14 protein-coding genes are annotated in these 15,411 nt (G+C 73.3%); 10 read left to right on the top strand and 4 right to left on the bottom strand.

Features of this window, described 5'->3' with window-relative positions:
* Nucleotides 1-46: 46 nt before the first annotated feature.
* On the bottom strand, nucleotides 47-979 hold the full coding sequence (locus E4U92_RS28040) for a DUF3109 family protein (RefSeq protein WP_373311665.1): 933 nt from the start codon (nucleotides 977-979) through the stop codon (nucleotides 47-49).
* Nucleotides 980-1,063: 84 nt separating this feature from the next.
* Here E4U92_RS28040 and E4U92_RS28035 point away from each other — a divergent pair, with 84 nt between their 5' ends.
* The 4 genes from E4U92_RS28035 (at nucleotide 1,064) to ilvD (ending at nucleotide 5,819) form a co-directional block, all read left to right on the top strand.
* Complete coding sequence (locus E4U92_RS28035; RefSeq protein WP_137303222.1) at nucleotides 1,064-1,996, top strand: Ppx/GppA family phosphatase; 933 nt, start codon at nucleotides 1,064-1,066, stop codon at nucleotides 1,994-1,996.
* A 320-nt stretch (nucleotides 1,997-2,316) separates the two neighbouring features.
* Entirely contained in the window at nucleotides 2,317-3,141 is an 825-nt protein-coding gene (locus E4U92_RS28030) for a sugar phosphate isomerase/epimerase family protein (protein ID WP_174864038.1), read from the top strand.
* Between the two features lie 5 nt (nucleotides 3,142-3,146).
* Nucleotides 3,147-3,785: a TetR/AcrR family transcriptional regulator gene (locus E4U92_RS28025; RefSeq protein WP_137303389.1), complete on the top strand. Its 639-nt coding sequence runs from the start codon at nucleotides 3,147-3,149 to the stop codon at nucleotides 3,783-3,785.
* Between the two features lie 180 nt (nucleotides 3,786-3,965).
* Complete coding sequence (gene ilvD, locus E4U92_RS28020) at nucleotides 3,966-5,819, top strand: dihydroxy-acid dehydratase (RefSeq protein ID WP_137303221.1); 1,854 nt, start codon at nucleotides 3,966-3,968, stop codon at nucleotides 5,817-5,819.
* A gap of 95 nt (nucleotides 5,820-5,914) precedes the next feature.
* On the opposite strand, the gene E4U92_RS28015 is transcribed toward ilvD, so the two are convergent.
* Nucleotides 5,915-8,143, bottom strand: a complete 2,229-nt coding sequence (locus tag E4U92_RS28015; RefSeq protein ID WP_137303220.1) for a protein kinase domain-containing protein — start codon at nucleotides 8,141-8,143, stop codon at nucleotides 5,915-5,917.
* 182 nt (nucleotides 8,144-8,325) lie between these two features.
* On the opposite strand from E4U92_RS28015, the gene E4U92_RS28010 reads away from it, so the two are divergent.
* From E4U92_RS28010 to proC, 5 genes are all read left to right on the top strand, one after another.
* Nucleotides 8,326-8,652, top strand: a complete 327-nt coding sequence (locus E4U92_RS28010) for an SH3 domain-containing protein (protein WP_137303219.1) — start codon at nucleotides 8,326-8,328, stop codon at nucleotides 8,650-8,652.
* 70 nt (nucleotides 8,653-8,722) lie between these two features.
* Nucleotides 8,723-9,226: an EamA/RhaT family transporter gene (locus tag E4U92_RS28005; protein ID WP_137303218.1), complete on the top strand. Its 504-nt coding sequence runs from the start codon at nucleotides 8,723-8,725 to the stop codon at nucleotides 9,224-9,226.
* Between the two features lie 394 nt (nucleotides 9,227-9,620).
* The gene (locus tag E4U92_RS28000; protein ID WP_137303217.1) at nucleotides 9,621-10,466 is read left to right on the top strand and encodes an ABC transporter ATP-binding protein; all 846 of its coding nucleotides are present in this window, start codon (nucleotides 9,621-9,623) and stop codon (nucleotides 10,464-10,466) included.
* A complete protein-coding gene (locus E4U92_RS27995) occupies nucleotides 10,463-11,260 on the top strand; it encodes an ABC transporter permease (protein WP_137303216.1) in 798 nt (265 codons plus the stop codon). Before E4U92_RS28000 ends, E4U92_RS27995 begins: the two co-directional genes overlap by 4 nt.
* Before the next feature lie 135 nt (nucleotides 11,261-11,395).
* Nucleotides 11,396-12,208 (top strand): pyrroline-5-carboxylate reductase, encoded by an 813-nt coding sequence (gene proC, locus E4U92_RS27990; protein ID WP_137303215.1) that lies wholly within the window; start codon nucleotides 11,396-11,398, stop codon nucleotides 12,206-12,208.
* Nucleotides 12,209-12,238: 30 nt separating this feature from the next.
* On the opposite strand, the gene E4U92_RS27985 is transcribed toward proC, so the two are convergent.
* A complete protein-coding gene (locus E4U92_RS27985; RefSeq protein ID WP_137303214.1) occupies nucleotides 12,239-12,823 on the bottom strand; it encodes a cysteine hydrolase family protein in 585 nt (194 codons plus the stop codon).
* 73 nt (nucleotides 12,824-12,896) lie between these two features.
* On the opposite strand from E4U92_RS27985, the gene E4U92_RS27980 reads away from it, so the two are divergent.
* Entirely contained in the window at nucleotides 12,897-13,940 is a 1,044-nt protein-coding gene (locus E4U92_RS27980) for a GlxA family transcriptional regulator (RefSeq protein ID WP_137303213.1), read from the top strand.
* On the opposite strand, the gene trpS is transcribed toward E4U92_RS27980, so the two are convergent.
* Complete coding sequence (gene trpS, locus E4U92_RS27975) at nucleotides 13,880-14,905, bottom strand: tryptophan--tRNA ligase (RefSeq protein WP_137303212.1); 1,026 nt, start codon at nucleotides 14,903-14,905, stop codon at nucleotides 13,880-13,882. The two genes, E4U92_RS27980 and trpS, sit on opposite strands and share 61 nt — an antisense overlap.
* Nucleotides 14,906-15,411: the final 506 nt, after the last annotated feature.

The raw sequence follows: 15,411 nt of genomic DNA, 5'->3' as shown, positions 1-15,411 counted from the left end.
GACCGGCGCCGGGCGGGAGGGGAGACGTCAGGCGGAGGGGGCGACGTCAGGCGGCAGGGCCGGCCGGGTCCGCCGGGTCCGCCGGGTGCGGGGCCAGGAGGGGCAGGCTGGACGCCAGGCGCTCCTCGCACAGCTCGACCAGGCGGTCGTAGCCGGCCTTGCCCATCAGCTCGGTCAGCTCCGCGCGGTAGGAGACGTACACCGGCTCGCCCGCGCCGTGCGCCGAGGTCGCCGACGTGCACCACCAGTGCAGGTCGTGGCCGCCGGGACCCCAGCCGCGACGGTCGTACTCGCCGATCGACACCTGCAGCACGCGCGTGTCGTCGGGCCGGTCGATCCAGTCGTAGGTCCGCCGGACCGGCAGCTGCCAGCAGACGTCCGGCTTGGTCTCCAGCGGCTCGCGGCCCTCGCGCAGCGCGAGGATGTGCAGCGAGCAGCCCGCGCCGCCGGGGAAGCCGGGGCGGTTCTGGAAGATGCACGAGCCCTCGAACGGGCGGGTCTGGCGGGAGCCGTCCTCGTCCTCCGAGACCCAGCCGCCGCGCGTGCCCTCGGCGTGGTGCTGCCAGATCTCCGGGGTGAGCCGGGCCACGTGCCCGGCGACGCGCTGCTCGTCCTCCTCGTCGGAGAAGTGGGCGCCCAGCGTGCAGCAGCCGTCGGCCGCGCGGCCCGGCTGGATGCCCTGGCAGCCGCTGCCGAAGATGCAGTTCCAGCGGGAGGTCAGCCACGTCAGGTCGCAGCGGAAGACCTGCTCGTCGTCCGCCGGATCCGGGAACTCCACCCACGCGCGCGTGAAGTCGAGGCCGCCCTTCTCGTCCGCCGCCAGGGCGGCCGCCTCCACGGCGGCCAGGGCCTTCTTCGACTTCTTGGAGGGCTTCACCGGTGACTTCCCCTGCACAGGAGCCTCGGACGATTCGCGCGCCGTGTCGGCCTTCGCCGCCTTCGCCGCCTTTTCGTCCTTCGCCTTGTTCGTCTTTGGCACGCGTCCAGAGTAAGTCGCCCAGGTCGCATCCCGGCACCGCACGGGGGCCCGGGAGCAGCGCCGGCGGCAGTAGCGTTTCCCTCCATGAGACTCGGTGTCCTTGACGTGGGATCGAACACGGTGCATCTGCTGGTGGTGGACGCACACCCGGGCGCGCGCCCGCTGCCCGCGCACTCGCACAAGGCGGAGCTGCGCCTCGCCCAGCTCCTGGACGGGGACGGCGCGATCGGCACCGAGGGGATCGACCGGCTGATCGGCGTCCTGCACGACGCGCTGCAGGCCGCCGAGGACAAGGGCGTCGAGGAGCTGCTGCCGTTCGCGACCTCCGCCGTGCGCGAGGCCAGCAACGCCGACGACGTCCTCGCGCGCGTGCAGGAGCAGACCGGCGTCGAACTGCAGGTCCTGGCCGGCGACGAGGAGGCCCGGCTCACCTTCCTCGCCGCCCGCCGCTGGTTCGGCTGGTCCGCCGGGAAGCTGCTGGTCCTGGACATCGGCGGGGGCTCCCTGGAGATCGCCTACGGCATCGACGAGGAGCCCGACGCGGCCGTGTCGCTGCCGCTGGGCGCCGGCCGGCTCACCGCGGGCTGGCTCCCCGGCGACCCGCCGCAACCCGAGGCCGTACGGGCGCTGCGCCGCCACGTGCGGGCGCAGATCGCCCGGACGGTGGGCGAGTTCAGCCGGTTCGGGGCGCCCGACCACGTCGTGGCCACGTCCAAGACGTTCAAGCAGCTCGCCCGGATAGCCGGGGCCGCGCGCTCCGCCGAGGGCCTGTACGTGCAGCGGGAGCTCAAGCGCGAGTCCCTGGAGGCGTGGGTGCCGCGGCTGGCCGGCATGACCGTGGCCCAGCGGGCGGAGCTGCCCGGCGTCTCCGAGGGGCGCGCGGGACAGCTCCTCGCGGGGGCCCTGGTGGCCGAGGGCGCGATGGACCTGTTCGGGGTGGAGACGCTGGAGGTCTGCCCGTGGGCGCTGCGCGAGGGCGTGATCCTGCGGCGGCTCGACCAGATGGTGGCGGCGTGAGGCGGTGACCCCGGGGCGGCACGGGCGCGGGGAAGCGGCACCCTCCGCCCCCCGGGACCCCCGCGAGCCCCCGCCCGCCGTGAAGTGCGCCACCTTCCCACCCGTGAACGCCGCCCCCGGGCCGCCGTCCGCACCCCCCGCCCGCGCACCCGCCCCGCACCGGCCCACCCCCCGGCTCACGAGCGCGAACGCCCGCGCACCGGGCCACGCACGCACCGGTGACAGCGCGCCACGCACGCGTGGCCGGTCGGCGCGGGGCCGCCCGGAGAGCCCCCGGACCAGCTCCCCGACGGCGAGCGGGGGACCGTACCCTGTCCCTCGTGGCAGAACCAGTGGTGCGCATCCCGGATGCGAAGGTCGCGCTGTCCACGGCCTCGGTGTATCCGGAGTCGACGGCGACGGCCTTCGAGATCGCCGCGCGCCTCGGGTACGACGGCGTCGAGGTCATGGTGTGGAACGACCCCGTCAGCCAGGACATCGACGCGCTGCGCCGGCTCAGCGACTACCACGGCATCCCGATCCTGGCCGTGCACGCCCCCTGCCTGCTCATCACCCAGCGCGTGTGGTCGACCGACCCCTGGACCAAGCTCCAGCGCGCGCGTGCGGCGGCGGAGAAGCTGGGCGCCGGCGCCGTGGTGGTGCACCCGCCGTTCCGCTGGCAGCGCCAGTACGCGCGCGACTTCGTCCAGGGCATCTGGCGGATGGCGGACGAGACGGACGTGCGGTTCGCCGTGGAGAACATGTACCCGTGGCGGTACCGGGACCGGGAGATGCTCGCGTACGCGCCCGACTGGGACGTGACCAAGGACGACTACCGGCACTTCACGATCGACCTCAGCCATGCCGCGACGGCCCGTACCGACGCGCTGGACATGGTCGACCGCATGGGGGACCGGCTGGGCCACGTCCACCTCGCCGACGGCCTGGGCTCCAACAAGGACGAGCACCTGGTGCCGGGCCGCGGCACCCAGCCCTGCGCCGAGCTGCTGGAGCGCCTCGCGCGCACCGGCTTCGACGGGCACGTCGTCATCGAGGTCAACACCCGGCGCGCGATGTCCGGCGCTGAACGCGAGGCCGACCTCGCCGAGGCCCTGGCCTTCACCCGCCTCCACCTGGCCTCGCCGGTGAAGGCGGACCGGCGGTGACCGATGTGCCCGACACGAGGACCGACCCCGCCGCGCCCGACCCCCGCCCCCGCACGCGTGGCCGCGGCCGTCCCCGCCGTGGCGAACCCGCCGACACCCGGGACCGGATCCTCGACACGGCGCGGGCGGAGTTCTCCCGGTACGGGTACGACGGGACGTCGGTGCGCGGCATCGCGAAGGCCGCGGGCGTCGACTCGGCGCTGGTGCACCACTACTTCGGCACCAAGGAGGGCGTCTTCGAGGCGGCCGTCGCGGTCGCCTTCGCACCCGCGCTGCACGCCCCCGACGCCGTCGCCGAGGGCCCGCCCGAGGGCGTGGGGGAGCGGCTGACGCGCTTCATCTTCGGCGTCTGGGAGAACCCCACCACCCGTACGCCCCTGCTCGCGATCCTGCGCTCGGCGGTCAACAACGAGACCGCGGCCGCCGTCTTTAGACGCCTGGTCGTCTCCCAGTTGCTGCGCCGCGTCGCCGCCCAGCTCGAGGTGCCCGACGCCGAGCTGCGCGCCGAGCTCGCGGCGGCGCAGCTCGTGGGGTGCGCGATGCTGCGGTACGTGATCAAGGTCGAGCCGCTGGCGTCGGCGGACCTGGAGCAGGTGATCCGCCGGGTGGCACCGGTGGTGCAGGGGCACCTGACGGGTCCGTGAGGCACGGGTCCCGCAGAGCCCTCGAAGTTCCGCTCCCGTAGCACGGTCCCGAGACGCGCGTCCCGCATTCCGGACACCTTGTCCCGCCCCCTGGATGACCGGCGTAGGCTCGTCCACAGTCAGAAGTCTCTCTGACGGTCACGATCTCCCAGATCGCAGTCTCTGAAGGAGCGAGCGACGATGCCCGAGCTGAGGTCCCGCACAGTCACCCACGGCCGCAACATGGCGGGCGCCCGCGCCCTGATGCGCGCCTCCGGTGTACCGGGTGCGGACATCGGCCGGAAGCCGATCATCGCCGTCGCCAACTCCTTCACCGAGTTCGTGCCGGGCCACACGCACCTGCAGCCGGTCGGCCGGATCGTCAGCGAGGCGATCCGCGAGGCCGGCGGCATCCCGCGCGAGTTCAACACGATCGCCGTGGACGACGGCATCGCGATGGGCCACGGCGGCATGCTGTACTCCCTGCCCTCCCGCGACCTGATCGCGGACTCGGTCGAGTACATGGTCGAGGCGCACTGCGCCGACGCGCTGGTCTGCATCTCCAACTGCGACAAGATCACGCCGGGCATGCTCAACGCGGCCCTGCGCCTGAACATCCCCACGGTCTTCGTCTCCGGCGGCCCGATGGAGTCCGGCCGCGCGACCCTGGTCGACGGCACGGTCCGCACGCTCGACCTGGTCGACGCGATCTCCGACGCCGTGAACGACAAGATCTCGGACGAGGACATCCTCCGCATCGAGGAGAACGCCTGTCCGACCTGCGGCTCCTGTTCGGGCATGTTCACGGCCAACTCGATGAACTGCCTGACCGAGGCCATCGGCCTGTCCCTGCCCGGCAACGGCTCGGTCCTGGCCACCCACACCGCGCGCAAGCAGCTCTACGTGAACGCCGCGCACACGGTGATGGACCTGGTCCACCGCTACTACGAGCAGGACGACGAGAGCGTGCTGCCCCGCTCGATCGCCACGTTCGCGGCGTTCGAGAACGCCATGGCGCTCGACATCGCGATGGGCGGCTCCACCAACACGATCCTGCACCTGCTGGCCGCCGCCCAGGAGGCGGAGGTGCCGTTCGGCCTGGAGCAGATCGACGCGGTCTCGCGCCGGGTGCCGTGCCTGGCGAAGGTGGCGCCCAACGTCGCCAAGGACCGCACGTACTACATGGAGGACGTGCACCGGGCCGGCGGCATCCCCGCCCTGCTCGGCGAGCTGCACCGCGCGGGCCTGCTGAACGAGGACGTGCACTCGGTGCACAGCCCGTCGCTGTCGGACTGGCTCAAGACGTGGGACGTGCGCGGCGGTTCGCCCTCCCCCGAGGCGGTCGAGCTGTGGCACGCGGCGCCGGGCTGCGTCCGCTCGGCGGAGGCCTTCTCCCAGTCGGAGCGCTGGGAGGCGCTGGACGTGGACGCCGAGGGCGGCTGCATCCGCAGCCTGGAGCACGCCTACTCCCAGGACGGCGGGCTCGCGGTCCTCAAGGGCAACCTCGCCGTGGACGGCTGCGTGGTCAAGACGGCCGGCGTGGACCCGTCCATCTGGACCTTCGAGGGTCCCGCGGTGGTCTGCGAGTCGCAGGAGGACGCCGTCCAGAAGATCCTCACCCAGCAGGTCAAGGAGGGCGACGTGGTGGTCATCCGCTACGAGGGCCCCAAGGGCGGACCGGGCATGCAGGAGATGCTCTACCCGACCTCGTACCTGAAGGGCCGCGGCCTGGGCAAGGCGTGCGCGCTGGTCACCGACGGCCGCTTCTCCGGCGGCACCTCCGGCCTGTCCATCGGCCACGCCTCTCCCGAGGCGGCGTCCGGCGGCACGATCGCGCTCGTCGAGGACGGCGACCGCATCCGCATCGACATCCCGGGCCGCACGATCGAGCTCCTCGTCGACGAGGCCGAGCTGGCCCGCCGCGAGCAGGCGCTGGGCGGCGTGTACGCGCCCAGGAACCGCGACCGCAAGGTCAGCGCGGCGCTGCGGGCCTACGCCGCGATGGCCACCAGCGCCGACAAGGGCGCGGTGCGCGACGTGTCGAAGCTGGGCTGAGCCCCGGGGGCGCAGGCAGCACGGACAGCACAGGTCGCAGAGGCCGTACGAGCACTACCGAGGGCCGCTTCCCGTGGGGGAGGCGGCCCTCGCCGTCACCACCTGGCCGGGTCCCGCCCGTCCACCGCGAAGACGCTCCCGTCGGGGGCGGTGGCGTACACGTGGCCGTCGGCCACCACCGGTACCGGCAGGTACCCGCTGACCTGGTCGGAGTTCGCACCGAGCCGCGGCGGCGTCTGGCCCAGGAGGCTGCCGTCGCGGGCGTCCACGGCCAGGAGCCGCCCGTCCGGTGCGGTGAGGTAGAGCCGGCCCCCGGCGGTCACGGGCGCCGAACCCCGGGTGACCCCCGTCTCCAGGTGCCACAGCCGCTCGCCCGCGCCCATGTCGAGCGCCTCCAGGGACCCGCCGGTGGCCAGCAGGTGGACCACGTCGCCGTGCACGCCGACCACCGGATCGGCGCGTTCCACCGGCAACGGCACCCGGCGCGTCGCGCCCGAGGCGGGGTCGTACCGGACGACCGCGTCCGTGAAGCCGGAGCCCTTGTCGACCGAGAGGAAGTAGAGCCGGCCGCCGCTGCTGCCGGCCGGCGTCAGCGTGCCGCTCAGCCGGGCGTCCCAGCGCACGCTCCCGGTACCGGGGTCGACCGCGGTGACCTTCGTGCTGCCGGCGTCGGACGTGCTGGTGGCGTAGGCCAGCGGGTCACCGGCGAACGAGGAGAAGGCCGGGGTGCCCCGGCCGGGGAGCGCGCGGTGCCACTCGGTCGCCCCGGACGCGCCGGCCACGGCCGTGACCGTGCCGTCGGCGGCCGTCAGCAGCACGGTGTCCCCGACCACCCGCAGTCCGACGTGCGCGGGCATGTCCCGCGTCCAACGGGGCGTGCCCGTACGGGGGTCCAGCCCCTGCAACTGCCGCTCCTGGTCCGCCATCGGCTGCACCAGGCCCCCGGCGAGCACCGGCGGGGCACTCCCGTACGCCTTCCTGACGGAGTGCTTCCACAGCAGGGCGCCGTCGGAGGCGTCGAGGGCGAACACCAGGCCCGACTGGGCGCAGAACAACGTCCCCGAGCCGTACGAGCAGCGCGGCACGGACGCCGCCCCGGACACCGACTTCACCTCCCACGCCGCGAACCCGGCCACCGTGGCCCGGGGGTTCGTGTTCGGCGACGAGGCCGCACCGCCCGCGAGCTCCACCGAGGCGAACACCCCTCCGACGACCAGCCCCAGCGTCGCGGCCACCAGGGCGACGCGCCGCGAGACCCCGTGGCGGAGCCGGCCCGCGGAAGGCCGGGCCGGCTCGGCGACGTCCGTGGGGCTCTTCGCGTCAGCCGAGTCATCGGCATCGGCGGAATCACCGGCGTCAGTGGCGTCAGCGAGGTCGGACGCGCCACCCGCCACCCCGCCCCCGCCGGTGTCCGACACGGGACCGCCCACGCTGACCGAATCACCCTCCGGCCGCTGTGCCGGTATGAACGCCTGCGTGTCGTACGACGCCGCCACCGACCGCAGTTCGCGCATCAGCTCGTCCGGCGTGGGCCGGTCCTCGGGCTCCTTCGCCAGGCACCGCAGCACCAGCGGGGCCAGGTTCTCCGGTACGCCGGTCAGCTCGGGCTCGTGGTGCACCACCTGGTAGGCCACGACGTACGGGCTGTCGGAGTCGAACGGTCCGCGTCCCGTGGCCGCGTGCACCATCACCGACCCGAGCGCGAAGACGTCCGCCGCCGGCCCCACCTCGCGCGGCCGCCGGAACTGCTCCGGCGCCATGAACGGCGGGGTGCCGATCAACTTCCCCGTCTCGGTGCGCAGTTCGCTGTCCTTCGGCCGGGAGATGCCGAAGTCGATCACCTTGGGGCCGTCCTCGGCGAGCAGCACGTTGCTCGGCTTGAGGTCGCGGTGCACGACGCCGACCCGGTGGATGTCGCGCAGCGCCTCCGCGAGCCCGGCCATCAGCCGCCGCAACTCCCCGGGGGCCAGGGGGCCGTTCCGCTTCACGCGGTCGGAGAGGGTGGGGCCGGGAATGAACAGGGTCGCCATCCAGGGGCGTTCGGCCTCCGGGTCGGCGTCGACGACGGGCGCGGTGAAGGCGCCGCTCACCCGTCGGGCGGCGGCCACCTCCTGCCGGAAACGGCCCCTGAACTCGGGGTCCTTGGCGAACTCGGCGTGCACCACCTTCACCGCGACCCGCATGCCGGAGGTGCTGCGGGCCAGGTGGACGACGCCCATGCCGCCGGAGCCCAGACAGGACTCCAGGACGTAGGGGCCGGTGTACTCGGGAAGTCCGGGAAGTTCCGCTTCCGCGCCCGCTCCGGTGTTGCGCTGTGGCGTCATGAACCACCCCCGTGCTGTTCGTTCGCGCGCGCGACGCACGGAGCCTAGTCGATGACCCGTACGGGACAGAGGAGGCTTGCTGGCCTCCTCTGTGCGAATCGCGCACACGTGTTTCAAAACGCGCCGGAGGGGAATCACCGGGACCCCATGGCATTCATGGGGTTCAACGGGGGAGGTTCTACATGTCTGTCGACCGCATCGATAAGACCGCGGAAGCCGGGGACGGCGGCGTCACCACGGAGGCGGCCGCCGCGGCCGTCACCTACTACCCGGTCGCCCCGGGCGTGCGCCTCAACGTCCGCAGCGGCCCGGGCACGGGCTACAGCATCGTCCGCGTCCTGCCCGAGGGGTCCAAGGTGGCGATCTACTGCCAGACGCCGGGCACGACCGTCTCGGGCCCCTACGGCACGTCGAACATCTGGGACAACATCGCCAGCGGCGAGTTCGTGTCCGACGCGTACGTGAAGACGGGCAGCGACGGCTACGTGGCGTCGCGCTGCGCCCTCTGACGGCCCGGCGCCACGCGTCCCGGCGCCACCGGCCCGTGGAGCCCGCCCCGGCCGGAGCCATAATCGTCGCGTGAGCGACGACAACGGCACCCCGGACACCACGGCGGGCTCCACGGGCCCCCGCCCCGAGCCCCTGCGCTTCTTCGGCACGACCTGGGTGGACCACGACAACGGCTACGCGGCCCGCCGCGTCGGCGTGGCCGTCGGCTCGATCGCCGCCGCCGCCGTCTCCTGCCTGGTCCTCCGCTTCGCCTACCAGGGGCTGCAGATCGCCGACATCGGCGCGTTCGTCACCGTCCTGGTGGTCGTCATGTTCGCCGTGTGCAGCGCGCTCGCCTTCCGCCACACCTGGGACGGCTTCTCCCGACGGCCCGACCCCGACCGCCAGGCGTCCCTGCGCGGCCTGCTGGCCATCGGCTTCATCGGGTCCCTGCTCGCCTACTTCTTCCGTTCCCTCACCGAGGCCCCCGGGGAGAAGCTGCACCGCGAGGAGTACGAGGCAGCCCTCGACCAGCACCGCCGCCGCACCTCCCGCCGCACGGGCAACCCGTCGAGGAAGCGCCGCCGCCCCTGACGCAGGCCCTACGAAACTGCGGGGCACAGCTGCTTGAGCCGGCCCGCTCAGGGGCGCGGGGAAGTGCGCGACCAGCCCCGTATCCCGCAGCCGACGACGCACCACCGCCCGGCACCCCGCTCAGGGGCGCGAGGAACTGCGCGACCAGCCCCACTCACCGGCACCCGACAACGTATCCGAGCCGTCCCCACACACCTGCGGGGCCGGCGTCGTCGCCGTGCCCGGCGCCGGCACGGTGGCCGAGTCCCGAGGAGCGCCGCCACCTCCGCGCCGTCTTCCCGGACGGCGTCGTCGAGGAGACGTACGCCGTGGACCTGCTGGTGGCGACCCGCTCCTGACCCCGATTCCCCTTCCTACTTGACGGCACCCCCCTCCCAGGTCATTTAATCATCACATGATGATTAATTCGGCCCGTCCGCCCGACCCCACTTCCGCACCCCACGCCCACCCCGCCCCCGCCCTCCGCGCCGACGCCCTCACCGTCACCCGAGGCCCCCGCACCGTCCTGCGCGACCTCCGCTTCACCGTCCCGCGGGGGCAGATCACCGGCCTGCTCGGACCCTCCGGCTGCGGCAAGTCCACGTTGATGCGCTCGATCGTCGGCACCCAGGCCAAGGTCACCGGCACCCTCGACGTCCTCGGCCGCCCGGCCGGCGACCCCGCCCTGCGCACCCGCGTCGGCTACGTCACCCAGGCCCCGTCGGTCTACGACGACCTGTCCGTCCGGCAGAACCTCGACTACTTCGCCGCGGTCCTGTCCCCGACGAGCCCGGCCGCCGCCCGCCGCGCCGACGTCGACCGGGTCCTCGCCGAGGTGGACCTGACGACCCACGCCGACGCCCTCGCCGGCAACCTCTCCGGCGGCCAGCGCAACCGCGTCTCCCTCGCCGTCGCCCTCCTCGGCACCCCCGAGCTGCTGGTCCTGGACGAGCCGACCGTCGGCCTCGACCCGGTCCTGCGGCGCGACCTGTGGACCCTCTTCCACCGGCTCGCCGCCCGCGGCGCCACCCTGCTGATCTCCTCGCACGTCATGGACGAGGCCGAGCGCTGCCACCGCCTCCTCCTCATGCGCGAGGGCGAGATCCTCGCCGACGACACCCCCGACGCACTGCGCGAGCGCACCGGCGCCGACACGGTCGAGGAGGCGTTCCTGCACCTGGTCGACGAAGCCGCGGCCGCAGCGGAGCACAGGCCCCCGACACAGCGCACCGAGGGCGCGAAGGAGACGACGACCCGATGAGCACCACCGCCACGACCCCCACGGCACCGGCGCCGACGCCCGCCCCCGCCCGCGCCCTCAGCCCCGCCCGCACGCTCGCCACCGCGACCCGCGTCCTGCGCCAACTGCGCCACGACCCGCGCACGATCGCCCTGCTGGTCCTCATCCCGTGCGTCCTGCTGGTCCTGCTGCGCTACGTCTTCGACGGCAGCCCGCGCACCTTCGACAGCATCGGCGCGTCCCTGCTCGGGATCTTCCCGCTGATCACGATGTTCCTGGTGACGTCCATCGCCACCCTGCGCGAACGCACCTCCGGCACCCTCGAACGCCTCCTCGCCATGCCGCTCGGCAAGGGCGACGTCATCGCCGGCTACGCCCTCGCCTTCGGCGCCCTCGCGATCGTCCAGTCCGCCCTCGCCACCGGTCTCGCCCTCTGGCTCCTGGGCCTCGACGTCACCGGCTCCCCGTGGCTGCTGCTCCTGGTGGCGCTGCTCGACGCCCTGCTGGGCACGGCCCTCGGCCTGTTCGTGTCGGCCTTCGCCGCCTCCGAGTTCCAGGCGGTCCAGTTCATGCCGGCGGTGATCTTCCCCCAGCTCCTGCTGTGCGGCCTGTTCACCCCGCGCGACGCGATGCACCCCGTCCTGGAGGCCGTCTCCGACGTCCTGCCCATGTCCTACGCGGTGGACGGCATGAACGAGGTCCTGCGGCACACCGACACGACCGCCACCTTCGTACGGGACGTCCTGGTGGTCGCCGGCTGCGCCCTCCTCGTCCTGTGCCTCGGAGCGGCCACCCTCAGGCGCCGGACGGAATAGCCCCCGTCCCCACCCCACCCCCACCCCGTCCCCTCCGGCACCCCGACGTCCCACCTCCCGGACACCACCTCCCACCCGCCACCCCGGATGGGAGGATGCCCCCAGGACGACGCACCCCCGGAGGGCACCGCAGCCATGACCCAGACCGTCGCAGTCCTCGGCACCGGCAAGATCGGCGAAGCCCTGCTCAGCGGCATGATCCGCGGCGGCTGGACCCCGGCCGACCTCCTGGTCACCGCCCGCCGGACCGAGCGTGCCGAGGAACTCCGCAGCCGCTACGGCGTCACCCCGGTCACCAACGCCGAAGCCGCCAAGAGCGCCGACACCCTCATCCTCACCGTCAAGCCGCAGGACATGGGCAGCCTCCTCGACGAGCTCGCGCCGCACGTCCCCGCCGACCGCCTGGTCATCAGCGGCGCCGCCGGCATCACCACGGCGTTCATCGAGGAGCGCCTCACCGAGGGCACCCCGGTGGTCCGCGTCATGACGAACACCCCCGCCCTCGTCGACGAGGCCATGTCCGTCATCTCCGCCGGCACCCACGCCACCGCCGACCACCTCACCCACGCCGAGGAGATCTTCGGCGCCGTCGGCAAGACCCTGCGCGTCCCGGAGAACCAGCAGGACGCCTGCACGGCCCTGTCCGGTTCGGGACCGGCGTACTTCTTCTACCTCGTCGAGGCCATGACCGACGCGGGCATCCTGCTCGGCCTGCCCCGCGACAAGGCCCACGACCTGATCGTCCAGTCCGCGATCGGCGCCGCGACCATGCTCCGCGACAGCGGCGAACACCCGGTCAAGCTCCGCGAGAACGTCACGTCCCCCGCGGGCACGACCATCAACGCCATCCGCGAGCTGGAGAACCACGGCGTACGGGCCGCCCTCATCGCCGCCCTGGAAGCCGCCCGCGACCGCAGCCGCGAGCTGGCCTCCGGCACCAAGGACTGACGGGCCCGACCCGGTGACGCCGGGGGCGGATCACTTCGCCGCGGTCACGACGTCCTGCGTCGTCACCACGCGCGCGAAGCCGCCCCCGTGCAGCGACACCGCCGTCGCCTGCGCCAGCTCCTCCGCCGTACGCCGCCAGCCGAACGGCCCCACCAGGTCGAACGTGTGCGTCGCGTCCAGCGCCACCAGCACGTCGTAGCCCAGGTTCCCGCCCATCCGCGCGGTCGTCTCCACACACATGTTCGTCTGGATGCCCGCCAGCACGAGCTGCCCGATCCCGGCCTCCGCCAGCCACGCCCCCAGATCGGGCGTCCCGTAGAAGGCCGAGTTCACGGACTTCGTCACCAGCAGCTCACCACCGGTGCCCTTCCCGCGCCGCGCCTCCACGTACTCCTTGAAGCCGTTCCCGGCGTGACCCGCGCGCAACGGCGAATCGGGCTTCACCGAGTCGTGCCGGACGAACACCACCGGCCGCCCCGTCGCCTGCCACACGTCGATGAGGGCGGCGACGTTCTCGTCGGCCCCCGGATTGTTCCGCGGCCCCCAGAAATCGGCCTCCTCGAAGCCCTTCTGCACGTCCACGACCACCAGCGCTGCGTTCTCCGCTATCTCCATGCCCCGAGCATCCCGCCGCCGGCCCCCGGGTCCCAGGCCCGGGAAAGTCATCGATCGATGGTTTACTGCCACCATGGCCGACCCGCAGCGCGCCCAGCCCGACCACCCGCAGACCCGCGGCGCAGCCCCCTACCGCGTCGCCCTCGTCGCCTTCCCCGGCATCCGCGCCTTCGACGTCTCCGTCATCACCGAGGTCTGGGGCACCGACCGCACCGACCGCGGCGCCCCCGCCTTCGACCTGCGCCGCGTCGCCGCCGACCCCGCGACCCCCGTCCCCCTGCGCGGCGGCCTCACCCTCCACGCCGACCGCACCCTGAGCTGGCTGCGGCGCGCCGACCTCGTCGTGGTCCCCGGCCTGGACGACCACCTCACCCCCGCCCCGGCCCCGGTCCTGGACGCCCTGCGCCGCGCCCACGCCCACGGCACCCCCCTCGCCGCCCTGTGCGGCGGCGCCTTCACCCTCGCCCAGGCGGGCCTCCTCGACGGCCGCCGCGCCATCACCCACTGGAACCTCATCGACCTCCTGCGCACCCACCACCCCCGCGTGGACGTCGTCCCGGACGCCCTCTTCCTCGAGGACGACAACATCTGGACCGCCGCGGGCACCGCGGCCGGCATCGACCTCTGCCTCCACCTGGTCCGCCGCTCCCACGGCGCCGAAGCCGCCGCCACCATCGCCCGCTCGATGGTCACGGCCCCCTTCCGCACCGGCAGCCAGGCCCAGTTCATCGAACACCCCACCCCGCACGCCGACCGCGACGCCGACACCCTCGCCGCCGTCCGCGAACACGCCCTGCGCCACCTGCACGAACCGCTCACCGTCGCCGGCCTCGCCGCCCGCGCCGGCATGGCACCGCGCACCTTCGCCCGCCACTTCACCGCGGCCACCGGCACCACCCCGCTGCGCTGGCTCCTCGACCAGCGCCTCGCCGCCGCCCAGAAACTCCTCGAACGCACCGACCTCCCCATGCCCGAGATCGCCCGCCGGGCCGGCTTCGGCAGCGAGGTCACGATGCGCCAGCACTTCGCATCGCGCCTCGCCACCAGCCCCCGCGCCTACCGGGCCGCGTTCGGCACCGGCGTCGGCACCGGCGGCAGCAGCCCGATCGCCCGGTAGGCCGCGTCCACCGTCGGCCGCGCCATCGCCCGCGCCTTCTCCGCGCCCGCCCGCAGCACGCCCTCCACGAACCCAGGATCGGCGCACAGCTCCCGGTGCCGCGCCCGCACCGGCCGCAACACCTCCACCACGGCCTCCGCGGTGTCCTTCTTCAGCTGCCCGTACGACGCGTACGCCCCGGCCAGCGCGTCCGGCTCACCCCCGGTGCAGGCGGCCAGGATCTCCAGCAGGTTCGTGACCCCCGGCCGCTCCGCCCGGTCGTACACGACGTCCCGCCCGCTGTCCGTCACCGCCCGCCCGACCTTCTTCCGCACGACCTCCGGCTCGTCGAGCAGGTACACGATCCCCGGCCCCGAGTCGTCGCTCTTGCCCATCTTCGACGCCGGGTCCTGGAGGTTCATCACCCGCGCCGCCACCTTCGGCACCGTCGCCCGCGGCACCACGAACGTCCCGCCGTACCGCTGGTTGAACCGCAGCGCCAGGTCCCGCGTCAGCTCCACGTGCTGCGCCTGGTCGTCCCCGACCGGCACCTCGTCCGCCCCGTACGCCAGGATGTCCGCCGCCATCAGCACCGGGTACGTCAGCAGCGACAGCCGCACGCTGCCCCCGCGCTCCCGCTCCCGCGCGGCCTTCTCCCGGTACTGGATCATCCGCCGCATCTCCCCGTCGGTCGCCACGCACTCCAGCACGTACGACAGCCGCGCGTGCTCGTCGACGTGGCTCTGGACGAACAAGGTGCACAGCTCGGGGTCCAGCCCGGCCGCCAGCAGCAGCGTCGCCGCCTGCCGGCTCAGCCGGCGCACCCGCGCCGGATCGTGGTCCACGGTGAGCGCGTGCAGATCGACCACGCAGAACAGCGCGTCGGACCGGTGCTGGTCCTCCGCCGCCCACTGCCGCATGGCCCCCAGGTAGTTCCCCAGGGTCAGGTGACCGGTCGGCTTGATCCCACTGAAGACCCGCGTCATCTCGTCTCTTCTCCCTCTCGGTTCGAAGCCGCCGTCCCGGCGGCCGACCCCCGGAGCCCTGGGGCCCGTGGAGGGAGAAACGCGAACGGCCGCCGAAGCGGCGGCCGTTGGTGTGCGTACGTCAGCACGGCCGCCGTCAGGCGGCCCACCAGAGCTGTCGGTACGTACGCGTCGTCATGGCCTCCACGGTACGCCCCGAACGGGCTCCGAGCAGGCGAGTTGACACACCCCGGCCCGGTCCGTACTGTTCTCCGGGTTGTCCGACGTGAGCGCCGACTCCGGTCGGTCCCCGGACAACCATTCCGCAGGTACCAACCAAGAATCGATGATTCGTCGTCGTTCGCTTGGCATGCTTATGCGTGCGTATTTGCGAAATGAGGACTCCGCGTTCGAAAGGGCGCAGGCCCCCGATTAGCTCGGGAGCCGGGAATCCGCTAAAGTCTCACTCGTCGGAACGGCCCAACGGCCGGGAAGACAACTCCCGCTGACTGGGAATCAGACGCCGA

The organism is Streptomyces galbus (assembly GCF_005280195.1).
Lineage (GTDB): Bacteria > Actinomycetota > Actinomycetes > Streptomycetales > Streptomycetaceae > Streptomyces > Streptomyces galbus.
Note: the sequence above shows the minus strand (reverse complement) of the source record. Positions and strands in the feature narration are given on the sequence as shown.

Coding starts and splice junctions, on each gene's coding strand:
- E4U92_RS28000 (WP_137303217.1), top strand. CDS start 9,621: ATGATGATTAATTCGGCCCGTCCGCCCGACCCCACTTCCGCACCCCAC.
- E4U92_RS28035 (WP_137303222.1), top strand. CDS start 1,064: ATGAGACTCGGTGTCCTTGACGTGGGATCGAACACGGTGCATCTGCTG.
- proC (WP_137303215.1), top strand. CDS start 11,396: ATGACCCAGACCGTCGCAGTCCTCGGCACCGGCAAGATCGGCGAAGCC.
- E4U92_RS27980 (WP_137303213.1), top strand. CDS start 12,897: ATGGCCGACCCGCAGCGCGCCCAGCCCGACCACCCGCAGACCCGCGGC.
- E4U92_RS28010 (WP_137303219.1), top strand. CDS start 8,326: ATGTCTGTCGACCGCATCGATAAGACCGCGGAAGCCGGGGACGGCGGC.
- ilvD (WP_137303221.1), top strand. CDS start 3,966: ATGCCCGAGCTGAGGTCCCGCACAGTCACCCACGGCCGCAACATGGCG.
- trpS (WP_137303212.1), bottom strand. CDS start 14,905: ATGACGCGGGTCTTCAGTGGGATCAAGCCGACCGGTCACCTGACCCTG.
- E4U92_RS27985 (WP_137303214.1), bottom strand. CDS start 12,823: ATGGAGATAGCGGAGAACGCAGCGCTGGTGGTCGTGGACGTGCAGAAG.
- E4U92_RS27995 (WP_137303216.1), top strand. CDS start 10,463: ATGAGCACCACCGCCACGACCCCCACGGCACCGGCGCCGACGCCCGCC.
- E4U92_RS28015 (WP_137303220.1), bottom strand. CDS start 8,143: ATGACGCCACAGCGCAACACCGGAGCGGGCGCGGAAGCGGAACTTCCC.